The sequence below is a fragment of the Rhodopirellula sp. J20-39 genome (genome assembly GCF_057365095.1).
Genome location: NZ_CP195123.1, coordinates 7011055 through 7036987 on the forward strand (window position 1 = coordinate 7011055; position 25933 = coordinate 7036987).

The following is a 25933-nucleotide window of genomic DNA, read 5'->3' on the forward strand; positions in this document are numbered from 1 at the left end:
GCAACAAAAACCCCCTCTATCAGCCGGTTCGATCACCTTTTCGGTGTCTCTGAGCATTTCAGCGTCCCCAATGTTGATTCCTGCTTTCAAAAAAAGCGGTCAGTCGCTATCCTACGGGGCTTCCAAGAAAAACACATTCATCACGGCGTCACCCAAAAGGGGTGATGACCTGTATTTAAAACACCCCTAATTAGTTAGCGGCGGAGAATCTGATGGCACGAGAATGCGAAGCGTGCGGCAAAAAAGTACAGATGGGCAACCGAATCGAGACTCGCGGTAAAGCGAAGTATCTCGGTGGAGTCGGTACCAAGATCACTGGTTGCACCCGCCGAAAATTTGTCCCAAACCTACAACGCGTCCATGTGACGTTGCCCAGTGGCCAGAATAAAACCCTGCGAGTGTGCGTTCAGTGCATCCGTAGCGGTATTGTTCGTAAAACGGTGAAGACCAAGCCGTTTGACGTCAGTGGCGTCAAAAAGTAGTTCGCTGAAATAGCGAACCCACCGGTTCTGCAAACGCCAGGGAGTGAACATGACATCCACAGTCGATATCGAAAAACTCGCTCGCTTGGCGAAGTTGCAACTGACCGAGGCTGAACAAACCAGCTTCGGTCGCCAAGTCACCGACATCTTGACCTTCGTTGAACAGCTATCGCAGCTCGATACCGAAGGCGTCGAGCCGATGACCAGTGCGCTGGACATCGACAATTGCTTCCGGGACGACACCCCGGCCCCAAGTCTGACTCCGGAAACCGCCACGCAAACTGCACCTGCGGCCCAAGACGGCTTCTTTCTGGTTCCACCCGTTCTCGGCAAGAAATAGCCGATCGATCGCGGGCCCAATGCAATGCTTGAGTTGGATTTGACGGTATTGGATGTGGTGGAAGCACGAGACGGGAAAAGGGCCCCGCACAATCCTCTTGCTGCGCTGAACTTACTAATACGAGACATGTCGCCCCGGGCTTTAGGCCCATCAGCCTCAAGCCATCTAAGTCGAGCCTTGCCTTCACCAGAGTGAAAACGGAAGCAGCGACTAGAGATCGACCGCCGTATCGCTAGCCGAATCGTCCTGGTGCCGACGCAACAAGACCATTGCTTCGAGTGCCGCGTTGCAGTACTGCACGACCGCTTGGTTCCACTTGCCCTCGCTTTGAGCCTGCAGTGCTTGGCTTTCGATCGCGTCGACGTCACTCCAGTCGAGCAACCAGTGATGCTGATCAGACGTGCGTTTTAATTCCGCAAGCACGCCACCTAGGTTCTTGCACAGAGCTTGGTGATGGTCGACCGAATACGATCGATACGGCCCGTTCCCTAACGCAATCTCGGATGCTTCTAACCCGGAATCGTAGGTCGCCAAACCAGCCGCTTGGCTGGCCGAAGGTCTCGAACCCGCCTTCCGCCGCCGCGTTTTCAACGCCGGTCGCTTGCTTCCGGTCCCAAGCACACCGCTAAACCAAACGGATATCGCGATCGCGCCCAGTACGAATGCCACAATTGCGGAGCCGACCATTCGAGCGTGGCCCAAGATGACGGCGATCCCAAATCCAATCGCACCCAACCAGCATATTCCGGTCGCCGCTAACAACATGCGTGACGAATGAACCGGGCTCCAGCGACTGCCACCCGTTTTCGCCGGTACTTCATCCGGTGCGCCGCCCGCCGCCACGTTCTCGCCGGTGACATCGACGACGATCACGGTGATATTGTCCGGCCCGCCTCGCAGGTTTGCTAAGTCGATCAAGACGGGAGCGATCTTGTCGATCGACAAACAATCCATCAAGACGCCCAAATCCTCGTCTTCAATTTGGCCAGTTAACCCGTCACTGCATAACAGGTATCGATCCCCGACTTGCACGTCGAAGGGCCCCTCTAGATCCACCATCACGTGTTCACCCGGCCCGAGTGAGCGCGTGATTACGTTCTTGGGAATGGCTTTCCCAAGCGGGCTGTCGCTGTCGACCTGCCCACTCGCTTCCATTTCCCACACCAACGAGTGATCGAACGTCAACTGCTCAAGCGTACGGTCGCGCAATCGGTAAACTCGTGAATCGCCGACATGGGCGACATATCCTTGACCGCCACACAAAACCAGCGAACTGGCCGTCGTCCCCATGTTGTGGAAGTCGGGGTTGCTTTGGCCGCGTTCAAAAATGGCCGTATTCGCATGATGAACGGACTCACCTAAAGCTTGCCCGACATCGCTTTCTTGAGAGCTGATGTATCGCATCGCGATCTGCTCGCTGGCAATCTTAGACGCCAATTCGCCAGCCGCGTGAGCTCCCATCCCATCGGCAACGACGAAAAGATGCCCACGCCTTTCAAAGCGGTCCGGGGATTCCGCCACCATTACTGCGAACGAATCCTGGTTGTTGGCACGGCGCATTCCTACATGCGTCAACTCCGCGACCTTCACACCAGACTGCCAAGAATCAGACAAACGACAAACGCCTCAACGAAAAAACCAGAGAACTATACCGAGCAAATCAGAGCGAGAATGTAGAGGCCCGTGCCTCTTGCACCTAGTCCGCGTTCAAACTCTCCCACAACTTCGCCCCGCATCCAATCCAAATCGCCCCGCGTCATCGCCCCCTTCTTGAACAACACAATCCCTCAGCAGGATGATTCCGTCAAAACCCGCGTCGCCAGTCGGCAGGCATCCAAGTAGTGATCGACCAGCAAATGCTCATCGACCGTGTGGATTGCTGCCTGCCCACAACCCAGCGTCACGGCCTCGACGCCATGCTGGAACAACCAATTAGCGTCCAAGCCTCCGTTCGCGACCTCACAGACCGCATTGTAACCCAGTTCAGACAGCAATTGGGTTGCCTTTTGCACCGACGGATGATCCTCCGCCAGTGCAAACGCCTCGTAATCAACCTGACTGGTAAACTCAATCTGACCACAGCGTCCGCTGACATCCGTCACCTCCTTGGCCGCCTGTTCGAACGCCTGCCGAATTTGAGCGACAATCCAGCTACGGAATTCCCCATCGTGACTGCGAGCTTCCACTCGCAGCTTGACCTCAGGGGTCACTACGTTGGTGGCTTCCCCACCTTGAATCACTCCCACGTTGGACGTGCCGCGTTTTCCGTCTTGCTGAATCAACCCCATCAAACCACGCTCTTCAAGATTGGCGATCGCCTTGGCAGCGATGACAATCGCGTTGACACCTTTCTCAGGTGCCACCCCCGCATGAGAGGCATATCCGCGAACGACAATCTGCATCCGCTCGCCGCCAATCGCACCGTGACGGATCTTGTCCATCGTGCCGCCATCAAAATTGAAAGCCAGATCAACCTGGCCTACGCGTTCGCCGTCGAGATAGCGGGCCCCCACCAAACCGATCTCTTCCTGGATCAAAAAAGTGCAGACGGCAGGAGGAACTGGCGCCCCCGGATTTTCTTTTATCCACTGCATCCGGTTCTCGATCGCGGTCACGATCGCCGCACAGCCCGCTCGATCGTCGGCCCCCAAGCCGGTATCTGCCGACGATTTTACAATCTTGCCTGCCAGCTCTTTACCCGCATGAGCATTTTCGGGTTCATCGCTGTCGCCCAAGTCTTCTGCTTCAACCACAATCGGCTGAGCGCCTAGGCACACGGGTACCGTATCCATGTGGGCGGATAACATCACGCGAGGCAGCGAATCGTCACCGGGCAATGTCACGATCAGGTTTCCACAATTCCCACCAATTCGGCTCGACTGATTAGCTTGGTCCTGTTCAATGCTTTGGGCGGGCACCCCCGCCTCGACCAACCACCGAGTGATCGTAGCCGCAACGTCCCCTTCCTCGCCGCTGCGTCCTGGAATAGCGGTCAATTCCATGAACCGCTCTAGAGCCTTGTCAGTATTCAAGTAACCGTCCTGCATAAAAATGGCGGAGAAGAAAGAAAGCGGTAACAGCGGTTCCCTAGCGGGCCAAGAAACCTTGGGCCCCAATGAAACCGAAGCCAGTCCACGGCCAACATCGCCATGACCCCCGCGTTCCGCTTACATTGTTACCACAAAAGGCTGGCTACCGCCCTGCCCCACCGCCCTGCCCTACCCCGATTTTGACATGCCTGATTCGCAAACGCTGGAACGCAAAATCCATGGCCTCGATTGCGTCGAAGAAGTCAGCATGCTCAAACGAGAATTGGTGCCGCTGCTTGGTGGTGACGAACGCCTATCGTTTGATCTGCTAAACGCCAAACTTACGATCGATCTTAACGAAGCGAACGTCAGCAAAGCGGATGTACTGGCCGCGATCGATCGAACGGGTCTACGTTCAGAAAGATGGAACGATGGGTCCAGCCCCGACGAGGCCGAAGCACATCTCGATTGGTATCGCCGACGTGATGTCCTAACAATCGCCAGCGGTGTGTTTGGGTTGCTCGGTCTCACCGCCCAAGTCCAGGATCTGGCCATTCCTCTAGACAAAGCGTTGTATACCGTCGGTATCTTCGCCGGCTTGATTCTCGTCATTCCCAAAGCGTGGCGTTCGGCTCGGACTCTTCGCCCAGACATGAATCTACTGATGTCAATCGCGGTCATCGGCGCGATTTTGATTGACGAATGGTTCGAAGCAGCCACCGTTGCATTCCTCTTTTCCCTCTCGCTCCTGCTTGAATCTTGGAGCGTGGCACGTGCTCGCAACGCGATCAGTTCGCTGATGGATCTGACGCCGCCGCTCGCTCGACAACTGCTTCCCAATGGGCAAACCACGGAAGTGGACCCGGCATCGATTCCTATCGAATCCGTTCTTCAAGTCCGCCCCGGCGAACGCGTTCCGCTAGACGGCACCGTCACCTCGGGGATCAGCGAGATCGATCAATCGCCAATCACGGGTGAAAGCGTTCCGGTATCCAAGCAGGTTGGGGATACTGTTTTTGCTGGAACCATCAACGGCTCTGGTCTACTCGAAATCACCACCACACGTCCTGCCGGCGACACGACGCTTGCTCGCATCATTCGTATGGTTGGTGACGCTAGTTCCAAACGCGCCCCATCGGAAGCTTGGGTAGAAAAGTTCGCAGCCGTCTACACGCCCTGTGTCTTCGCGCTCGCTGCTGCTATCGCTGTCATTCCTCCGCTCTTGCTGAATCAACCGTGGGACTCTTGGCTGTACCGAGCCCTGGTGCTACTAGTGATCGCATGCCCATGCGCCTTGGTGATTTCGACGCCCGTCAGTATTGTCGCCGCGCTCACCTCAGCCGCTCGTAAAGGTGTCCTGATCAAAGGAGGCGTCTTCATCGAGATCCCAGCACGGTTAACCGCAATTGCACTGGACAAAACAGGAACCCTGACACAAGGGAAACCGCATGTCAGCGAAATCGTTAGCGAAACTATCGACGAAGATCAACTACTGTCACTCGCCGCCGCAATTGAATCCCACAGCAACCATCCTCTGGCCCGAGCAATCACCGCCGAAGCTGAACAAAGAGGACTTTCGATTCAGTCAGCCGACGACATCGAAATCGTCCAAGGCAAAGGCGCCTTCGCCCGCATGAACGGCAAACGATACTGGGCCGGTTCACGACGCTTCCGAGATGAGCAAGACGGACTTGCACCCTCCTCAATCGCTGAGCCAGATGCATCCAGTACGCAAACGATTGTTTATGTCGGCGATGAGGATGCCGTTCTAGGACGAATCGGACTGGCGGATCCAGTTCGCAGCGAAGCCAAACAAGCTCTCGTTGAACTACAAGCTTCGGGCGTCCAATCCATTCATATGCTGACGGGTGATAACCGAAAAACGGCCGAATCGATCGGGCGTCAGGTAGGCATCACCGAAATCCACGCCGAACTGCTACCCGAAGATAAAGTGGAAGCAGTCCAATCACTTGTGAATCAATACGAATCGGTGGCGATGGTTGGCGACGGCATCAATGACGCGCCCGCCTTGGCGCTCGCCACCCTCGGCATCGCGATGGGAACCGGAGGAAGCGACGCGGCAATTGAAACCGCGGATATCGCATTAATGTCTGATGATCTGCGTCTGCTACCATGGTTACGAAATCATTCCCAACGCACGCTTCGCATCATTCGTCAAAACATCGTTTTCGCATTGGCGATCAAGCTAATTTTTGTCGCCCTGACCTTCTTTGGCTATGCATCCTTGTGGGCGGCGATTGCAGCCGATACCGGCGCCTCCCTGCTGGTCACCTTCAATGCCCTCCGTTTGCTCCGTTCCTAAATCCGGCCGAGACGGATCCGTCAACCAACAGGTATTCCATTGAAACCTATCATCGCACTCGCCGTATTTTTGGTCGCTAGCTTTATTCACAGCGCGACACATGCCCAAGAAGCGGCTGAAACCTACCGGCACTGGACCACCTCGTCGGGACGACGTTCCGATGTCCGCCTTAAGTTGATCGAACAAACTTCGGAAAAGATTCGGCTGCAACGCGAAGACAACCAAAAGATTGTCATTCTACCGCTGAAACAATTAAGTGTCGGCGACCTGGAATATCTCAATCGCGAGCGTTCGAACAACAAACGCCCCAGCGACGACAAACGGTCCTCATCACCGACATCACAATCAAGTCCACAACCCACCAATGACGGATGGCCGCAGTGGCGCGGCCCCAACCGCGATGGTGTCAGCACAGAAACAGACCTACTTAAGACTTGGCCCGAAGGCGGTCCCAGTCTCCAGTGGAATGTCACCGGAATTGGTGAAGGCTACTCAACGCCCTCGGTCACCGGAGACCGCGTCTATGTACTCGGTGCCAAAGGTGACACCGAACAAATGTTCTGCCGTTCGGCCTCCGATGGCAGCGAAATTTGGACCGCGCCGCTAGGACGAAAAGCAGGCGGTGGCGGGTACCCTGGTCCCCGCGGCACACCCACCGTCGATGGCGATCAAGTTTATGCCATCGGCAGCGATGGGACACTCGTTTCGGTGAACCGAGCCGATGGGACCGTCGCGTGGAAGAAGAACCTCAAAAGCGATTTCGGCGGCAGTTGCGGTCACTGGGATTATGCCGAATCCCCGCTGATCGATGGAGACCGATTGATCTGCACTCCCGGTGGAGAGCGGGCCACCGTCGTTGCCCTCCGCAAGTCCAACGGTGCTCCCATTTGGCAAGGCTCCGCAGCCGAACTCAGCGGCGGTTACACGACTGCATCGTACGCTTCCCCCATCTCCGCGACAATCAATGGGCAACCACAATATGTTGTTTTCCTGCACGGTGGCGTGGTTGGCTTTGACGCAAAAACCGGTCGCGGACTTTGGCACTACGACGCACCAGCCAACGGGACCGCCAACTGTTCCACCCCGTTGGTGATCGGCAACGCCCTCTTCGCCGCCAGCGGTTATGGAACGGGCGGCGGCAAAGCCCTGATTACCGGCCGAGGCCAAAACTGGAATACCCGCGAAGAGTTCTTTGTCAAGAAATTTGAAAACCATCACGGTGGCTTCGTTTTCGTCGATGGATACATCTACGGCACCAACAACAGCGTTCTCCTGTGTATTGACTGGAAAACGGGCAACATCCGTTGGCAAAATCGCTGTGTGGGCAAAGGATCAATTTCCGCTGCCGACGGCGTGCTCTACGTGCGAGGCGAACAGGGGGACATCGCGTTGATAAATGCCACCCCCAACGGATATGAAGAGCTTGGCCGCTTCACTCAACCCAACCGCAGCGACAAAAATGCTTGGGCGCACCCCGTGATTGCCAACGGCAACCTGTACGTTCGCGACCAAGACCGCTTACTAAGCTTCCAAATCCGCTAAAACGTCTTCGGCCTGCATGTTCAAGATTCTATCCAATCCCCACGGCAGTACACTGACCATCCGGGTTACGCCGAAAGCCAAACGGGCGGCGATCGGCGGCGCGCACGACGGCGCTTTGAAAGTGGCTGTGAACGCTGTTCCCGAGGACGGCAAGGCAAACAAGGCGGTGATCGCCGCTATGTCCAAGCACCTGGGCGTCAGTAAGTCCAGCATTGAAATTATCAACGGCGAAACGAACCGTATCAAAACAATATCAATCGCCGGCATCCAGCCCGACGAACTGCGAAACCTGCTATCAGGCTGAATGAATTGATTTCGAAATAAATTTGATTCCAGCGAAACGCTCATCCACCAACGGGCTCCTGTAAGAAACTCGCACTCTTTCCCAGGAGCCCTCGCCATGTCCCGTCGCGTTTCACATAGCCTGCTCGATCCCGTCATCGGCCCACGCCTAAAAGCACTCTACCCTGCCCTGCGAATTCCCCGTTGGTTCCCACCTGAAGGCATCGTGTTGATTGGCCATATCAGTGCCATCATCGGTGCGATCGGTTTTGCCTTTTCCACCACGACTTGGTGGGGCGGATTGGTGGGATGCCTGGGAGTTGCCGGCAACCATACCGCGGATTGTCTTGACGGCACCCACGCTCGCACCACCGGACAATGTCGCAACGGCGGCGAATTGCTGGACCATTTTACCGATCCACTCAGCTTCGCTTACATCTTGATCGGTCTGTCCGTTGCGATTGGTCGCCTCGACTTTGGACTGGCTGCGGTGTGCTGCCTATTCGCCATGGCGGTTCTGACCAATATAAAGTCCAAGATGACCGGCGAATTCACTCTGTCCACATTTGGGCCCACCGAGTTCAAAACGGCACTGGCTTTTTCCGGCCTGGTCTTATCGGTCGGCACAACGACACTACTGGGCACAAGCTTCGCCGCCACGTTCGCATTCTGGGGCTATGCAGCCATGATCATTGTTGGCATCGCCATGCTGATGCATCAACTGGTTACAAGCGTCAACGAAGTCAATCAATGCGACGCACCGGTCGACACCCAAGAATGGGTCACGCGGGAAACAATGGCCCAAGCCACATCCGTCGGCTGCAAAGCAGTCTCGACAATGGCAAATCTTCCGAAATCGCAGCCATCCGGCCTGCCGAGTATTTAGAACGCGTTGCCTGAGCTTGCCCGCCCTGCCCCGCTAGATTCTGCCCCGTAATATTCTACTTCGCGACATTCTGCTTCGCGACGCCCTGCCCTGCTCCGTTGCCTTGCCAAAGCCGCGACCGATTTCAATTCTGACAAAACTCGTTGGCCGCTGGGCAGATGTTTTCCGCCTACTGAAATAGTGTTCGTCGGCAGCAGAGATAACACTTGCACCTACCCCCCAAATTGGGACACAATGGGGAAATCGTCGGTCAGTAATCGTTTTTGACAAGAGTAATCAGATGGCTTCACACTTTGGCAGATTGTCCCTGCTACTGGTGATCAGCACCATTTCGTCACCTAGCCTCCATAGCCAAACGATCACGGAGGCAGACAGAGCCCAAGCGAACGCTCAACTAGAACCGACAACAGCGGCAGCAGCCCCGGCGATCAACCCACCGGACGCCTCGCCGAACGACACACCTACCGCCGCGGAACCCACGCGAGCGATCGGGCTTGCCAACCCCGGATCGGAAGTCGTCCAACAGGAACAGCAGTCCCAACCGTTGACCAAAGCCCTACAACAGGAAAAGCAGTCAACCGAGATCACCGCTAGCCCCGCCCCCGAACAAGTCAAGCGAGCGGTCGGACGTCCGCGGCACGCTTTGGTCATCGGCAACGCAAACTACAAAGTCGGTGCACTGCGAAACCCCATCAACGATGCCAAGGCGATTGATCAGTCGTTGACCGCCCTGGGCTTTCAAGTCACAAGACACGAGGACTTGAATCTTCAAGCAATGATGGAAGCCGTCGCCAACTTTTCCTATCAACTTCCCCAAGACAGCCTGGCCTTTTTCTTCTTTGCCGGCCACGGAATGCAACTGGACAAGAACAACTACCTCATCCCCGTCGACGCCAATCTCACCACGCCAGCCGACGTTCGCTATCAAACCATGCCGCTGGACTACGTGCTGGATTCGTTGGGAGATTCAAGAAGCAAGGCGACATGTGTCACCTTGGATTGCTGCCAGAACAATCCTTTTGAAAGAAGCGTTCGCGTCCACCGCGGTGCCATTCAACGTGGCTTAGCCGAAACTGGAGGCGGCACCCGCAACAATATGGTGATCTTCCACGCCACCCACGAAGGCTCGACCGCACTGGATGGCAAAGGGGACAACTCACCCTTCACACAAGCATTTGTGCAAACCTTGTCAAAACGCCAACGCAGTGGACTGCTGTTGCGGGACGTCATTTTCGAAACCGGACAGTTGCTCGAGAAAGCGACCAAACAACGCCCTTGGTTGCACATCGATGTGGCGATGCCCAAGGTTTATCTATTGCCGCCGGTCGACGATGACACAAATCCGCAAATGGCTTCCGTTGGTGGTCCACAACCTAAGCTTGGTGACGCGACACAAAGCGAAATGCCACAGAGTTTGGGCGAGATCAAAATGCCAACGAAGTCGACCAACTCCGAAGACTCGTCCGACCAAACGATGAATTGTGTCGACTTGCTTCGACAAGCGAGCGTCTATGAAAACAACGGTGCCTACGATGACGCTCTCGACGTGTGCAGCACCATTCTCAAGTTGCATCGCGCAACAGCCTACGATCAACGCTCCGCTCGCTTGAAAAGAGCAAGCATTTGCCTGACTCGCGGACGAATCGAAGACCTCAAAATGGCGTTGCTGGACAAATTAGCTTGCGGCGAAAAGCACATGCAAATCGCCGTTCGCGTGAAGGAATCTGCGTTGATGGATCAGAACAAGAAACTCGGGACACTTCGGCGCAATCAAGTCGCGACAGTGAACCAAATCAACGGCGATTGGATTTGGGTCAACGCGGTCCAAGGCGATTCGTCACGGCGGGGATGGACTAAGCTGACCGCATTTGTCGAGCCCACCGTGCCCACAGTCAAACCGCCCAAAAGTATCCCGTCCCATTCCGCTATCACTTCCAAGCCAAGCGTTTCAACTGCTAATTCGGTGACGTCGTCATCACCAAATCCAACAACGACTTATCTACCCAATCAATCACTGCCGGCACCGGTCTCGTCATTCCAACCTAGCACCGTCTATCCGGCACAGCCTATGACGCAATCCACGATGACAACGCCCTACACTCAGGCATCCAACCAGCAGATGTCGCCTCTTCGATCATCAACCCTCAACACCACACAGACCTACCAACCGTCGCCGTATCAGCAACAGACCCAACGAACACGGCAGCCAACACAAAACTACCAAACGCAATCGGGACAACGTTATTCGAACCAAAACTATCAAAACCAACGAGGTTCGTATCAACAGCAATCCACTCGCCAGAACTCGTTCCATTCAAACGATGCTTCGAACGCCCGATACATGACGCTAGGACAATCACAAAAGCTGATCGACCGTAATAATGCGAAACGATGGATGCCGGGCGCTGATCAAGAAGCGATCACGCGACAAAACCAGCAAATCCGTGCCCAACGTCAAATGCGAGTGAACGACTTCTTTGGCAAATGAGCCATCACCGAGAAAAACCGAAACAAAAATCAGCAGGGTTGTTTTCTAACCTGTGAAGTCGATGTGCTTTGAAACCACCATCCAACTTCGCAACTGTCCATTATCAACCGCGGCGGCTGATGATGATGATCGGTGATTGAGTCTGTCGAGCGATCTTGCGTGTAAAATCGCCGAACAGCTTTTGCCGTCGACCGAGTCGCTGGACGCCCAGGATGACAAGCCCGTTGTCGCCCGCTTGATCAGCGATCGTTCCAATCACATCGTCACTAACAATCACTTCTTGTTCGCACTGGGCACCTGCGTTTTCGGAAGCGGTGCGAGCCAAATCTCGTTCGGCCCGCCGGTGATCAACCGCCGACACAGCCAACGGCACCACGCGTAGAAACTTGACCTGCCGCTTTTGCGAACGCGACAAGCTCGACAATAGCCGCGTCAACAGATAGTCGTGACCTCCCTTGCCTCCGACGGGTACCAAGATTCGCTTGGACGACGACAGCTTCCAATCCTTCGGTGCCCGCAACACCACCACATCCGTTTCCAGTTCGCCCAGCAACTGTTCCAGACGTGTGCCTTGGCTGTCTTCGGCAATTTCCGACAAGCCCAACAACACCGATTCACAACGGTGCATTTTGGCGACGCGAGCAATCTCTTCCATCGGCTTGGACGAAATGGACGTCAAAGTTTCGCAACGGATTCCCAACTGTGTCGACGACTCGACTACTTTGCTCTGCACTTCCAGCAATCGTTCCAGTGGCTTGGAATCCTTGCTAGGCAGCCAGTCAACCGGCGCGACTAACACTGTTTGCACCAGGACTCGTCCCACATACCACGGCACCAACGTGTCCGCCAATTCCACCATCGCGCCTGCGTTATTCGGATTGGCGATCGGCACCAACACCAACGGCGTGCTGCCACGCAATCGCGATAGTTCAGGGTTTGAGGCGATGTTCGACACGTCCGTCAGCCGCGCACGTCGGGCGAACAGGGTCAGGAACAACACGCCGCCCAGGCTCAACCAGAACACAGCAATTTGCCCAGCCGCTGGCACAGCGATCCCTTGAAAGATCGCAAGCCCTAAACACGCCAAGCCGCCAACGACGGGGACCAATGGATAGGCCGGCGATCGAAAAGGCGGCGGATCATCCTTGCTGCGATGACGCACTAACATGGCCAACACGTGTGCAATCGCAAACGTGACCAAAAAGATCAAGCTTGACGCAGCGCCCGCGGCAGCCACATCCGGCAAGATCATCACCAACACCGCCACCAAAACGATCGTGACCAACACCGCAACCCACGGCGTTCGCGTTCGATCACTCACACGCGACATCACCGACGGCAACGTATTGTCTCGCGACATTGCCAAAGCGATCCGCGACGCTGCAAACAAGTTCGCTTGCAGTGCCGTGAACATCGATAACACCGCCGCCACGATCACCAGCCAATATCCCGCATCGCCCAGAAACCGCCGTGCCGCCACCGCAACAACCGCTTCGGGATCACTGCCCGCGAGCTCTGCAATTGTTTCACCATCCTGGGTGCCGACGGTCACCAGCACGAACAGAAGCGGCAAGTAAATCAGCAAGGCGATCGCGAGCGATAACAGGATCGCACGTGGGATCGTCTTGGCTGGCTGCTTAACCTCACCACCTACCGCGGCAATCAAATCGAAACCTTGCAAGGCGATAAAACTATAGCCCATCGCCTGAATCAAGCCGCTCCAGCCCGCAATAAAAAACGGCTGCAAGGAGTCCGTAGTTTTCGCAACGTCTTGACCCGCGATCGCCCAAAAGCCGCCGACGACCAACACACCGAAGACCAAAACTTTGGCAACATTCACCCAAGCGCCACCGCCGCCGGAGCGAACCATCAACACCAGCCCTAACCACAATGTGGTCGCTAGCGCGATAGCCGAAGGCAGCCTTCCATCAGACAACCAATCCGGCCCGCCGCCGCTGACGGCCGCAAGTTCGCGAAGCAGCAAGGCTGTGAAGCTACCGAAGCCGATCGCATACAACACCGCGGCAACGATCGACGCGAACCAAACCACCCATCCAACGGTGAACGCCGCCTCGACCGAAAGAACCTTACGGCTAAATAGATACGTCCCGCCTGACTCGGGGAACTTCGACGACATTTCCGCGAAGCTCAAGGCGGTCAGCATCGCGATCAAGCCGTTGATTGCAAACGCGGCGATCGCCCCTGGACCGGTGGTCGCAAAGGCCACGCCCGCCAAGGCCAGAATGCCACCGCCCACGATCGCGCCGACGCCCACTCCCGTCGCACCGACCAACCCCAAGTGGCGATTCCGGTCGCCCTCGTTTGCCGATTGATCCAGCTCGCCGAATGAGTCGCTCAATATGTCATCCAAAACACGAGGTCATCCTAAACAGTGCGACGCAAAACCCTGAGCTATCCTACGAAAAATGGCGTTTTCCCGAACGCGAGCGTCTTCACGCTGTCCCGCTTTTACTCGCTCGCATGAGGTAACTCGCACGTTGCCCCCGACGTAGGCGTGCTTTCGGAAGTCGCTTTCGATCGCAAGTTAGCTGCTTTCGCTTGATCCATTTGGCGTTGTCGTTCACGCCGACGAGCCCGCTGATCTTCGGTCACTTCATCGGCACACCGTGGGCACGCCACCCCACGTTCGAACTTGGCGTCATTGAGCATATCGGGTGTCATCGGCCAACCGCATCCATGACACAACTGGTGTTGTCCGGCTTGAAGATCGTGATCGACCGCTACCCGCTGATCGAAAACAAAACACTCACCGCGCCACCGAGATTCTTCTGGCGAAACCTTTTCCAGGTAATTCAGGATCCCACCGCGTAAGTGGTAAACCTCTTCAAAACCGCATTGCTTCAGATAGGCGGTTGATTTCTCGCAACGGATCCCCCCGGTGCAATACATCGCCACCTTGGGAGTCTTTTGAGGATCCAAGTTTTCGGCAACATATTGCGGGAACTCTCGGAAGGTGTGCGTGTTCGGGTCCAACGCCCCTTCGAACTGCCCGATCTCGATTTCGTAGTCATTGCGGGTATCGATCAACACGACATCGGGATCGTCAACCAGTTCGTTCCAATCTTCCGGTTCGACATAGGTGCCCACGCTTTGATTTGGGTCGATCCCGTCGACGCCCATCGTCACAATCTCTTTTTTCAGCCGCACCTTGGACTTGCGAAATGGCATCTGTTCACACGAAGACCACTTCACGTCGGTGCCGGCGAACGGAGTCTGCCCATCCAGTTCCAGCCCCCTGAGCCAATCGATGAACGCCCGTAGTTCGTCCGGCGTCCCCGCGATCGTCCCGTTAATCCCCTCTGCGGCCAACAACAAAGAACCGCCGATTCCCAAGGATCGCATTTGATCCAAGAGTAGTTGCCGCAGCCCGGCATGATCGTTTAGTCGCACGAACCGATAGATGGCCGCGACAAGAATGGAAGGCCCATCTGACTCGGAAACCGGTGCAGTTGAATCGGACCCGACGTTCATGGGTGCAAGCCTAGCGAGCTGGAGTGAAGAACCGAAAGCATTGAAGATGCGTTGGAGTCTACAAATCCAGCCTCAAAGGAGCAAACGGATCGAGCGGCAATCTCTCCCGACTAGCTATTTCCCTCAATCCGGCCCGGGGCTATTTCACCCAGCCCAGCCAAGCATCGAAATAGGCCACCGGCGTCACGCCCATACCGACCAAGAACGCTCCATCAAACGGTTTGCCGCCATTGAGGTTTCGCATCACAGCGTCAAACCCCCGCCGCTTATCTCGGGTCAGGAACGACTGACAAACAGCCGCCCCGATCAGGTCCGCTCGTTCGGGTGCGAGCCGGCCCGCGAAAAATTCCTTGCCCGACTTCAGACTGCCGACCGCCGTGATCAATTCGGATTGCGCCCGCTCTCGCTCGGATCGGTCCATCTTCTTGTTCGACGCCGCCACTTGGCCCAATCCGTTGGCAAACCAACGCGGGACCGTGATCGAACGGCTCGCCACAGCCAGACTCGCCACCGGAGCGGCCAAACGCTGGGCAATCTCAGCATCTTCGTCACGGTCGGATGCGACCACGGCGACATACGCTTCGATTCCGTTGTACTTCCAGTGCGATTGCCAATCCGTCGGCAACGAACGGCCTTCAACCATTTTCGCGAACTCGCTGTAGTCATAGCGTCGGGGCAGAACGTAAATCGAAGCCAGGCCATTAAAGAAACTCGCGGGAGCCGAATCCAGATCGCTGTCTGGTAATACGATCGTGGCTTGCTTCAGCACTTCTTCGGCCTGAACGGCGACCGCTTCGAGCAGCTTCGGCTGTGCCTCGCCCCACACAGAAAAATGCTCGCTTTCGAAATGGCTCAGTCGATTCGCGTCACCGCCGGCCAGCCGAAAATGCTGTTGCGTGATTTCGGCACGCCGCTGCGTGACTTCTGGAATGGATGCCGCGGCGAGCCAAGCTTTCTTCGTCAGCACCTCCAACGGCATCTCTTGTTCGGTCTTGGGCAACGTCGCACCCTCATCAACCCAGGTGGAAATCAGCTTGATTTGTTGCTCGCTAAGCGGTGGTTTGCCACCCGCCGGCATCCGGTCTCCTTCGAGTCCACGCAGCTTGCGGACCAGCAAACTCGCCTCGCCTTTGCCCGGTTCGATCACCGCCCCGCTGTCTCCTCCACGAAACATCTGCGCCAACGTGTTCATCTGCAAACCGCCTCGGACCCGCATCGCGTTGAGGTGACAACCGCTGCAGTTTTCGACCAAGATCGGAGCGATATCGCTGGCGAAGTGAACGGTCTCCTTCCCCGTCGGCTTCGCAATCTCTTTGGGCTTCGGAGCCGGATCGGGCTCTTCAGCGGCTCCGTTCAGGTTGGTCAACTTCGCTGCGGGATCTTTTCCGTCAAATTTGGCTCCCTCGTTGATCCACTGTTTCAGCACCATTAATTCCGCCGGCGAAACTTTGCCGCCCCCCCGAGGCATGTCGCCGGACTCAATCGTTTCGATCAAACGGCTTCCCACGGTGTCGCCCGCAAAAACCACAACTCCTTCCGGAGGCCCTTTCATCAAATCGGCAAAAGTCGCCAACGAAAATCCGCCCTTGGATCCTGTCACATGGCATTTGCCGCACTTACCTGCCAAGATCGGTGCGACCTGGGATACGAAGCTCACTCCGCCCGTTCCCTCGCCCGCGGGCTTGGCCGAAGGCGACTTCGGGTCGTCCTTCGCCATCGGTGCGGGTTTGCTTTCCGGCCGGGGCGGCAACGTGAAGGGAGCCATCAAAATGCCCTCCAATTCCAGCATCGCTCGTGCGTTGACGATTCGTTTCATCGCCGGGGCCAAGGCGTCGTGCAATTCTGGCGACCCCGCCTTCACGGCGATTTCGATCTGTTTGACCGCTTTATCCAATGCCGCACCCGCCTGATCGAAGCTTCCGGATTGGTATTTTTGGCCCGCCTCTTTGACGCTGTCGTTGACCGCCATCACGATTCGTTTGGACCGCGTATCGAGTCGAACGGGGGTTTGACCAAAAACTACATCGCCCCCCAAACAGAAAAACAGCCCCAACAGAAAAACGGAGCCCGCCCATAGCGGTCGCGAAATCATCTTAAAAACAGGTTTCATAGCGTGATTGGTGCCAAAAAGAGCATTTGGGTTCCTTGCAGTATCCATATCTTAAACCGCAAACGCTTCCACACACAAAATGAACCCGCCGTTTTCGCCCCTTGGGCATCGTCAATGCAACTTCTACACTGTTGGATTGGCCCAACTCGCCACCTTCGGAAGAATAGATGACCACCCAGCCGCAAAGCATTGATCTCGACTCCCCCGCCGCCGCTTTGACCGACCAGCGAATTGTGGTCCTGGACTTCGGCTCGCAATACGCACAGTTGATTGCTCGACGCGTACGTGAACAACACGTTTACTGTCAAATCGTCCGGCACGACATCACAGCCGAACGCATCAAGGAACTCGCCCCTCAAGGCGTGATTCTGTCCGGAGGTCCATCGAGCGTCTACGAAGACGGTGCCCCCCAGGTCGATCCCGCCATCTTTGATCTGGGAATTCCGATCCTAGGCATTTGCTACGGAATGCAGGTCGCCTGCCAAGCGTTGGGTGGACGGGTCGACAACACACCTAGCCGAGAATTTGGTCGGGCGCAGTGCGAGTTCGTCGATCGCGATTCAATCTTCCGAGGCATGGACAGTTCCGAGCAAGTCTGGATGAGCCACGGGGATCAGGTTTCCCAGATCGCCGATCAGTTTACCGTCATGGCCCGGACAGCTACTTGTCCTTATGCCGCGATCCGTCACGTTTCTCGCCCCGTGTTTGGAATGCAGTTCCACCCCGAGGTCACTCACACGCCCAACGGCGGCCAAATCCTGGGCAACTTTGTTCGGGAAGTTTGTGGTTGTGACGGAACTTGGAAGTTAGGCGATTTTGCTGACGCAGCAATCAACACCATTCGTGCTCAAGTCGGCGATAAGCGAGTGATTTGTGGATTGTCCGGTGGCGTCGATTCATCGGTAGTTGCGGCGTTGCTATACAAAGCGATCGGCCCTCAACTTTCATGCATCTTGGTCGACAACGGCTTGCTGCGAAAAAACGAACAACAACTCGTCATCAACGAATTTTCCAGCCACTTCAAAACGGACCTGCGCGTCGTCGACGCCGAAGACCAGTTCCTCGCCGATCTCGCTGGCGTGGCCGAGCCTCAAGAAAAACGCCGCCGCATCGGTCATGCCTTTATCGAATGCTTCAAAGCCGAAGCCGAAAAGATCGAAGACGCCCATTTCCTGGCTCAAGGCACGCTGTACCCAGACGTGATCGAGAGCGGAGCTGACAAGGATGGCCCCGCCGCCACGATCAAGTTGCACCACAACGTTGGCGGGCTTCCTGAAGAACTCGGTTTCGAATTGATCGAGCCCCTTCGCGATCTCTTCAAAGATGAAGTACGCCGCTTAGGACTAGAACTCGGCCTTCCCGAACAACTCGTCTGGCGTCACCCCTTCCCCGGTCCCGGACTCGCCGTCCGTTGCCTCGGCGAAGTCACTCGCGACAAACTTGTCGTACTCCGCGAAGCCGACTCGATTGTGGTCGACGAAATCGAAAAGGCAGGTTTGTATCGTGACACCTCACAAGCATTCGCCGTTCTCTTGCCCGTCCAAAGTGTCGGCGTCATGGGCGATGCTCGTACCTATGACAACGCCGTCGCGGTTCGTTGTGTAAACACGGACGATTTCATGACCGCGGACTGGAGTCATCTGCCTTACGATTTGCTCGCCAAGATCAGCACGCGAATCATCAACGAAGTCAAAGGTGTCAACCGAGTCTGCTACGACATCAGCAGCAAGCCACCTGCCACGATCGAATGGGAGTGATCCGATGAGCGATGTTGTCCGTGAAGACGCTGCCCCTGAACTCAGCCTAATGTCAGCACGTGAATACCAAATCGCAAAGAACCTACCAACTCATTGCGAGCTTGTGAAAGGCAAGGTTGTGGAAATGAATCAACCATCACCGCTTCATGGACGCTGTTGCTTTCGAATCGCGTTTGCGTTGGGAAAACATGTCGAAACGCATCAGTGTGGCCACGTAATGACGTGCGATTCAGGAATCCAGACTTCTGAGGCGCCTGACACGGTCCGCGGCGCCAATATTTCCTTTTGTTCGTACGACCGCCTTCCAAAAGATGCAGAGATCCCCGACGACTACAACGGACCGCCACCCGAAGTCGTATTCGAGGTGCTCTCCAAGACCGATCGTTGGTCACTGGCTTATGCAAAAATCAGCGAATACTTGGACATCGACGTGAAAGTGGTGGTCATCGTCGACCCCCGAAAACGTAATGCTCGTATTTTCCGTGAAGACGGATCCGACATTGAGCTCACCGAAAGAGACACGTTGGAACTTCCCGAAATCAACCCAATCTTTAAGTGCCAAGTCGCGGATTTTTTCTAGCGATTTCAAATACTGTTACTAACAAACCTTCACACTTCAAACTTCTTACTTCAAGCTTCCAGACATGGCCGGACAATTCATCTACCAAGTCACTGACCTGACTAAAAAGCATGGTCAAAAAAAGGTCCTTGAGAACGTCAATCTCGCCTTTTACCCCGGTGCCAAGATCGGTGTGCTCGGTCCTAACGGCGCGGGTAAATCGACTCTGCTAAAGATCATGGCCGGCACCGATACCGAATTCGAAGGCACCGCACGCTTGGGCAAAGGATTCACCGTTGGCTACCTCGAACAAGAGCCGCCACTGGATCCGACCAAGACCGTTTTCGAAAACGTGCAAGTTGCCGTCGCCGAACGCCAAGCCGTTGTGGATCGGTTCAACGAAATCTCCGGCTTGCTTGGTGAAGTCACTGACGATGACGAGATGACCAAGCTTTGCGACGAGATGGCCGAGCTTCAAGACATCATCGACGCGGGCAACCTGTGGGAACTGGATCGGTTCGTCGAAATGTCGATGGCCGTCATGAACCTGCCACCGGGCGATGCCGAGATCACCAACCTGTCCGGTGGTGAAAAACGCCGTGTCGCATTGTGCCAATTGCTGATTCGCCAGCCCGACTTGCTGCTGTTGGACGAACCGACCAACCACCTCGATGCCGAAAGCGTTTCGTGGCTGGAACAACACCTCGCGAAATATCCAGGTACCGTCGTCGCGGTCACCCACGATCGCTACTTCTTGGACAACGTTGCTCAGTGGATTCTGGAAGTCGATCGCGGCAAGGGCATGCCTTTCGAAGGCAACTACAGCGCATGGCTAGAAAACCGAGCTAAGCGAATGGCCCTGGAAGAACGCCAACAGAAAGCTCGTGAAAAGAACCTTGCTCGCGAACTTGAGTGGATCCGCATGAGCCCCAAGGCTCGCCAAGCGAAGTCCAAAGCACGGATTAAGTCATACGAAGAAATGTCGGCGGAAACCTTCGAAGATCGACCGGATGATTTGGAAATCCAAATCCCGTCCGGCAAGCACCTCGGTGCCCTCGTGATCGAAGCCGAAAAGGTCAACAAAGCCTTCGGTGACAAGGTCCTGATGAAGGACATGTCCTTCCGCCTTCCCCCCGGTGGAATCGTTGGCATCATCGGCCCCAACGGAGCTGGCAAGACAACCTTGTTCAAGATGCTAACGGGCAAAGAACCCGTTGATAGCGGCACCATCAAGGTTGGCGAAACCGTCGACCTGGGCTACGTCGACCAATCGCGTGACAAGCTGGATCCAGACAAAACGATCTTCCAGGAAATCAGCGGCGGTCACGACTCGTTTGAAATGGGCGGCCGTGTCATGCACGCTCGTTCTTACGTGTCGAAGTTCAACTTCAAGGGTCCCGACCAAGAAAAGAAGGTCGGTGTCCTGTCCGGTGGAGAACGCAACCGTGTCCACTTGGCGTCATTGCTTCGCAAGGGCTGCAACGTGTTGCTGCTCGACGAACCGACCAACGACCTCGACGTCGACACTTTGCGTGCGTTGGAAGAAGCGATCGCGAACTTCGCCGGCTGCGTTGTTGTGACATCGCACGACCGCTGGTTCTTGGATCGTTTGGCAACCCACATCCTGGCCTTCGAAGGCAACGGCAAGGTGGTTTGGTGCGAAGGTAACTTCGATACCTACGAACGAAACCGCCGCGAACGGATGGGTGAAGACTCCGATGACGATTCGTCGCGTTCACGATACAAGAGTATCCACGCCGGTTAGTCGTCCATCGCAGGACCTCTCCCCTCGTTAATTCTTCGAGATGCGATAAAACATAGTGGTACACCGGTCGTCAGCCGCGGCGACCGCATCACAACCACACAATATGATTCTATCCCAAGGCAATCGACACGATGACGATCCTGCGAGTAGGCACTAACGAAAAGTACTCCGATGGTTGGGAATCCGCTTTCAGCGGAACTCCGACCAAACGAAAGAAGGCAACTGCCAAGAAGAAAGTTCAGAAAAAGGCAAAGAAGGCTGCCGCTGCGAAACCAGCTAGCAAGAAGAGCTCAGTCAGCAAAAGCAGCAAGGCGGTGAAGCCAGCAAAGGCATCCGTCCGCAAGCCAGTCAAAAAGGCTGCGAAGAAGTCGGTCAAGAAAGCGGTGAAGTCGCGAGCAGCCGCCGCGAAAAAGTCCGTTAAGAAAAGCGTCAAGAAGTCGGCTAAAAAGTCAGCAAAGAAGAGCGTCAAAAAGACGGTCAAGAAGAAACGAAGCTGAGCTGGCAGGGACGTTTCCGCGCCAGTCTGTTTGGGTATCTCGTTCGTCTAATATCTCCCTTTTATGTCTTCGAATCCTCCCAGCGATCGTCCATCGGACTCGGCACGCGGCGAGGATTCTGGTCGGGATATGCCACCTCTGCATTCACTTGTTTCCGGCGAGGACTTCGATGCCTCGTGGCGAGCCGCGCTGGAAGGGCCCTCAGCAGACGGACGCGATGCCCTACAAAGTTTGGTGGGCTACCTGAACTTCTCGTCCGGGCTGGCCGCGCCGTCGATTCTGAAAGCCTGGAACCGAGTCCACGATGAAGCCGCCGGTGGAGATGTCTTATCTGGCCCTCCACCGTTCTTAATCATCCGGCGCTGGCTCGAAGAAACGACCCAAAGCTTACGCGTCGAGAAGACCGCGTTCGGCGATGTCTCTCGCGCGGAAAATATCATCCGGGTGCTCTGGTCAAAGCTGCTGCCAAGCTATCTCGACTTTCACCGCGACCTGTTGTTTCACCTCGAACCGGAATTGATCTTCAACGGTTTCTTTTTGGCTCGGTGTTCCGAGTCGATGCTGCAACACATCGGTGAAACCAATTCGATCGACGACGAAAACAAACTCGTCGAAAAGATCATTGCCCAGCTAAACGACTACGTCGGCTACCGACCGGTCGCCCTGCTGGAAAATCGATCTTGCCAACCCTATGAAAATGAATTCGTTCGCCCGATCCCGTTGGCAATCGACGGTGCTGGGATATCCGCCGGACCCTATCGCGAATTGATCCGGCGCGCACTCCGCTCGATCACCACCGCACCGCCGGACATCCTGCGATCCGCCGCGATGGATCCACATCAAATCAAAGAACTTTGTCTCGACCCGCGGGCTTATGACTTTGACCATCCCGTCAATCGCCGCCCTAACTATCACTTCGGTGGCTGGGACGAACGGTCCATCGACGGGGACGGTCGGTACGACCGCTTTATCCTACGCAGCGTGACGCTGGATTCGCTGTTGCAACGAGTCCAAGACAACAACAATCTACCCGAAGAAGAGGTTCTCGAAGAAGCCGCATCGGTGCTGGCCGGCACCATGCTAATGGCTTCAGGCGTTTCCGGATGGGGGCCAGGTGCCTACTCCAGCGATGTCACACTGCGATCCTTGATGGTTCCGATCGCAAACTACCGCGACGAGTTCTATCGATGGCGAATTTCCCAAATCGGTGGCCAGCATGGAAAACGCTTGCTCGCCGAAGCGGAGACCCGTCACCAACCTTTCGGTGCCGCTCGACAACACCTCAACGCGTCGCTTGCCCGCAGTCGGGCCGTGCAGTTGCAGCACGTCCAACTCGCCCGCATCTATGCCCGCATGGGCTATCCCGATTCTGCTGCACGCCAAGCGGATGTGGTGTCGGCCGCCTCGGCACGATTGATGTGCCGGATCGATTGCGGCATGACGCTCGGCCTGCGAGCTCTCCGCGCTGGCGATCTCGATCAGGCGATCGCGGTTCCCGAACAAACCTTTGATCTGATCCGCCGCGCGATTCACTGCGGTGCGTTGATGGATCCGTGGGACATCCTGGGATTCATGGGCAACTTCAGCCTGTATCCTGGAATCGAAAACTCGATTCACGACAGCCGACTCGACGAACTGCTCTACATCATCGAAAGCTTGTTCGGATACATCGCTCGCGTTTGGAGCGAAGCGGCGGCGCGGGATGACGAGGCCGCCTACGATCAAATGGATTCCCAGTACCGCGAGATCGCCCAATGGTGGCGAACCTTCGCGGCTCACACTGTCGAATCCGTCGAGGCTGCCGATCCGTGGGAATCCTACGAATCGGCTCGTCTAGTCGCTCAAGCGTTGCGGCTCTGGCATCGCGGTGGCGCCCGCCATGGTGATATCGCGTTCTGGGCTCCCCACGCGGACCTGTTCGATTCTCCACGCGCTTACATGCTGGTGATCTCGGCACTGTTGGAACGTAAAGACTTCATCCCTGCACAAGCGTTGTTGATCCACTGGCTCGGACAAGCCGATCGGGTTGGACTGCGCAGTGGTGCGAGTTCTTTGCCAAGACTAGCCGAACGCTGGTTGCTGCAACTTCGCGATCACCTTCGTGACGAACCCGGTGAACTTTGGCCACGGGTCAACAAGTTCTTCGACTACCTCGAAGCCAACGCCGAATCCTTTTGGTCAGCTCCTAAATTCGAAGTCGGTGACGAATCGGTCACCAACCGTTCCGGCGATCAATGGGAACAGGAACTCGCCTCGGCGACGGACGACCTATTCGCGCCGGAATCCGACGATGATTGGAATGAAGATTCCGAAGCCGGTTTGTTTGACGCTGCCTATGAAGACGTCAGCTATCGTGACACCACAGACGATGGCAACGAGGGATCGATCTTCGACACCGGCGGCGAAAGCGAAAGCGTCGACGAACTGGAAACCGAAGTCAAACGACTCGGCAGCCGTCTGGATTTCTTGCAAGCGTTGGCCCGCATGTGGGCCGTGGGCGCGGACGTTGCGATTACTCACCACACCGATCGCCACGACACCACCATTCATGATCCTGCGGACCAGGCGGCCAGCGGCATCAGCGAGCAAACGCACCGTCAACAAGTCGAATCCCTCCAAGCTTGGGCCCGACGCGCCGTTGAAAACCGTATTGGATTGCTAAAGCTGCTTAGCGATGTTCGTGCGTACAAGGTCAAGCCAGCCGGCACCGATAACGAATCGATGCGCAGCTATGATCGCCGGCGAGTCTTACGTGATTCGTTGATGGAACGCGTGATTGAAACCGCCGTCGAAATGTCAGACGCTCGGCGATTGATCGCCAGTGCCCTGCTAGCTTTGGACCACAAGGATTCTGCAGATGCTGGCGAAGAGTTTGCCGAAGACGATGCAGGTGCGATCGAGCTGTTCTCGTCACTGATCGCCGGTGATGCCGCCACGGCTCGCAAGGCGTTTCCAGGATTCGTGGACTCTGTCCTCCAACGAAACCTGCTCTACATTCCGCTGTCACGCGGCGGTGATCCAGTCAAGATTTACGTTGCCCGTCTCCGTGAACGCGTGCTTCGACATTTACTGCATTGGCTTCCCCGCCGGGGACTTTTGGTAGAAACGTGTCGGTTGATTGAAACCGCTCGCCAAATGGAACAGCGCAATCCAATCGGCGCCGGTGCGGTGACGGAATTCGATGGCCTCTACCGCGCAGGCTACCGTTCGATGGTGGGCTCGATGTCCGAAGCGGTCCTGCACGCCAGTGCCCCCGAGACAACATCGGACTCCGAACCGGCCAACCCAGTCGACCGGCAACTGACCGAAACCGATCAACAGCGAATCGCTGACACGCTCATCCCTTTGCTTGAAAAGCTGACCGAAGTGATGCTGGGCAGTTGGCTCGCCCACAGCCAAACGCTGCGGCTGTCACCGCTGGAAGCCGTTGGGGATACAGCTAAATGGAAACGCCTGGTTGAATTCATCAGGACGTATGGCGATCCCATGTTCACCCAAGGCTTCTTACAGCTCAGTAACATTCGGGCGGTCCTGCACCAGGGCGTTGAAAGCTGGCTCAGTCGTGCCATGGAAGACGGCGACGATTTGCTCGATGAAACGGACCTCATGCAGGCGCTGCATGACGGTCGCATCGACCTGAGCGTAGCCGCCCGCTGGGTTTCGCTGGTGTTCGAATCGTTGATGGACCACCACGCCGAATACCAAGACTACAACAGCACCACGACCCAAAGCGATCGTGGGGAAATGATCTACACGTTCTTGGACTTCCTGCGATTGAAGGCTCGCTACGAACGTGTGGCGTGGAACCTAAAACCAATTATGTGGACGCATCAGGTTCTCGTCCGCATGGGTCTAAACGATGCATCCAGCGCATGGCGTCACAGTCTGAACGAACGGATTTCCACGGAAGCCGAGCTGTACGTCAAGCGGTTGATCGAACTGCAGCAACGCTATTCAATGCGAATGCCCACCGTGGCCGATCGACTAGAAGAACGGTTCGTTCAACCGATGACGATCGATCGCATGCGAGCCTTTGTTCGACCGGCGATGGCGGACGCGGAAGCCAACCGCGATAGCGTTGCCTTTGAACAACTGGAATCCGAGGCCAACGAACTTTCCAAACGTCCCGTTGGTGTCGGCCTCGACTTGCCACCCTGGCTTTCCGCCTTGGACGAAGAAGTCGAAAAGATCGGCAAACGTAACCTCGCTAGCGAAATCGACCTGCAAGATCTAATCACCATTCCGGTCACCCCGCTTTCACTTGACGAACTCCGCACCCAACTGACCACAGCATCCATGCAAGGTCGTCGGCTTCCCCACATGCGGAAAAAACGCTAAATCCCGATCGGTGACGTCCTGTATTGCGAATCGATGCACGTCA

The 25933-nt window shown here is 56.0% G+C and carries 17 protein-coding genes; 12 read left to right on the top strand and 5 right to left on the bottom strand.

The genetic code is table 11. The features are described 5' to 3' along the window. Positions 1-212 precede the first annotated feature (212 nt). Both rpmB and gatC read left to right on the top strand, forming a co-directional pair. Positions 213-482, top strand: a complete 270-nt coding sequence (gene rpmB, locus ACR3ZL_RS25610) for a 50S ribosomal protein L28 (RefSeq protein WP_473650266.1) — start codon at positions 213-215, stop codon at positions 480-482. A gap of 49 nt (positions 483-531) precedes the next feature. Next, positions 532-822 (top strand): Asp-tRNA(Asn)/Glu-tRNA(Gln) amidotransferase subunit GatC, encoded by a 291-nt coding sequence (gene gatC / locus ACR3ZL_RS25615; RefSeq protein ID WP_473650265.1) that lies wholly within the window; start codon positions 532-534, stop codon positions 820-822. Between the two features lie 210 nt (positions 823-1032). Here gatC and ACR3ZL_RS25620 read toward each other — a convergent pair whose 3' ends face one another. Next, positions 1033-2436, bottom strand: a complete 1404-nt coding sequence (locus tag ACR3ZL_RS25620; RefSeq protein ID WP_473650264.1) for a PP2C family protein-serine/threonine phosphatase — start codon at positions 2434-2436, stop codon at positions 1033-1035. 173 nt (positions 2437-2609) lie between these two features. Then, positions 2610-3824 (bottom strand): M20/M25/M40 family metallo-hydrolase, encoded by a 1215-nt coding sequence (locus ACR3ZL_RS25625; RefSeq protein WP_473650263.1) that lies wholly within the window; start codon positions 3822-3824, stop codon positions 2610-2612. 232 nt (positions 3825-4056) lie between these two features. On the opposite strand from ACR3ZL_RS25625, the gene ACR3ZL_RS25630 reads away from it, so the two are divergent. From ACR3ZL_RS25630 to ACR3ZL_RS25650, 5 genes are all read left to right on the top strand, one after another. Further along, positions 4057-6174 carry a heavy metal translocating P-type ATPase gene (locus ACR3ZL_RS25630; protein WP_473650262.1) on the top strand — a complete coding sequence of 706 codons (2118 nt, stop codon included), beginning with the start codon at positions 4057-4059 and terminating at the stop codon, positions 6172-6174. Positions 6175-6213: 39 nt separating this feature from the next. Continuing rightward, positions 6214-7716 carry a PQQ-binding-like beta-propeller repeat protein gene (locus ACR3ZL_RS25635; protein WP_473650261.1) on the top strand — a complete coding sequence of 501 codons (1503 nt, stop codon included), beginning with the start codon at positions 6214-6216 and terminating at the stop codon, positions 7714-7716. 16 nt (positions 7717-7732) lie between these two features. Continuing rightward, positions 7733-8020, top strand: coding sequence for a DUF167 domain-containing protein (locus ACR3ZL_RS25640; RefSeq protein WP_486173071.1), 288 nt, complete (start codon positions 7733-7735; stop codon positions 8018-8020). A 96-nt stretch (positions 8021-8116) separates the two neighbouring features. After that, on the top strand, positions 8117-8884 hold the full coding sequence (locus ACR3ZL_RS25645) for a CDP-alcohol phosphatidyltransferase family protein (protein ID WP_473650259.1): 768 nt from the start codon (positions 8117-8119) through the stop codon (positions 8882-8884). A gap of 280 nt (positions 8885-9164) precedes the next feature. Further along, positions 9165-11372, top strand: coding sequence for a caspase family protein (locus tag ACR3ZL_RS25650; RefSeq protein ID WP_473650258.1), 2208 nt, complete (start codon positions 9165-9167; stop codon positions 11370-11372). A 103-nt stretch (positions 11373-11475) separates the two neighbouring features. On the opposite strand, the gene ACR3ZL_RS25655 is transcribed toward ACR3ZL_RS25650, so the two are convergent. The 3 genes from ACR3ZL_RS25655 to ACR3ZL_RS25665 form a co-directional block, all read right to left on the bottom strand. After that, positions 11476-13731, bottom strand: a complete 2256-nt coding sequence (locus ACR3ZL_RS25655; RefSeq protein ID WP_473650257.1) for an APC family permease — start codon at positions 13729-13731, stop codon at positions 11476-11478. Positions 13732-13841: 110 nt separating this feature from the next. Then, the gene (gene trhO, locus ACR3ZL_RS25660; RefSeq protein ID WP_473650256.1) at positions 13842-14864 is read right to left on the bottom strand and encodes an oxygen-dependent tRNA uridine(34) hydroxylase TrhO; all 1023 of its coding nucleotides are present in this window, start codon (positions 14862-14864) and stop codon (positions 13842-13844) included. Between the two features lie 139 nt (positions 14865-15003). Next, positions 15004-16974: a c-type cytochrome domain-containing protein gene (locus ACR3ZL_RS25665; RefSeq protein ID WP_473650255.1), complete on the bottom strand. Its 1971-nt coding sequence runs from the start codon at positions 16972-16974 to the stop codon at positions 15004-15006. Between the two features lie 167 nt (positions 16975-17141). On the opposite strand from ACR3ZL_RS25665, the gene guaA reads away from it, so the two are divergent. The 5 genes from guaA (at position 17142) to ACR3ZL_RS25690 (ending at position 25890) form a co-directional block, all read left to right on the top strand. After that, positions 17142-18731: a glutamine-hydrolyzing GMP synthase gene (gene guaA, locus ACR3ZL_RS25670; protein ID WP_473650254.1), complete on the top strand. Its 1590-nt coding sequence runs from the start codon at positions 17142-17144 to the stop codon at positions 18729-18731. Between the two features lie 4 nt (positions 18732-18735). After that, positions 18736-19311: a Uma2 family endonuclease gene (locus ACR3ZL_RS25675; protein WP_473650253.1), complete on the top strand. Its 576-nt coding sequence runs from the start codon at positions 18736-18738 to the stop codon at positions 19309-19311. A gap of 64 nt (positions 19312-19375) precedes the next feature. Continuing rightward, positions 19376-21055, top strand: coding sequence for an energy-dependent translational throttle protein EttA (gene ettA / locus ACR3ZL_RS25680; protein WP_473650252.1), 1680 nt, complete (start codon positions 19376-19378; stop codon positions 21053-21055). 131 nt (positions 21056-21186) lie between these two features. Then, on the top strand, positions 21187-21552 hold the full coding sequence (locus ACR3ZL_RS25685; protein WP_473650251.1) for a hypothetical protein: 366 nt from the start codon (positions 21187-21189) through the stop codon (positions 21550-21552). Positions 21553-21681: 129 nt separating this feature from the next. Beyond that, entirely contained in the window at positions 21682-25890 is a 4209-nt protein-coding gene (locus tag ACR3ZL_RS25690; RefSeq protein ID WP_486173612.1) for a hypothetical protein, read from the top strand. Positions 25891-25933: the final 43 nt, after the last annotated feature.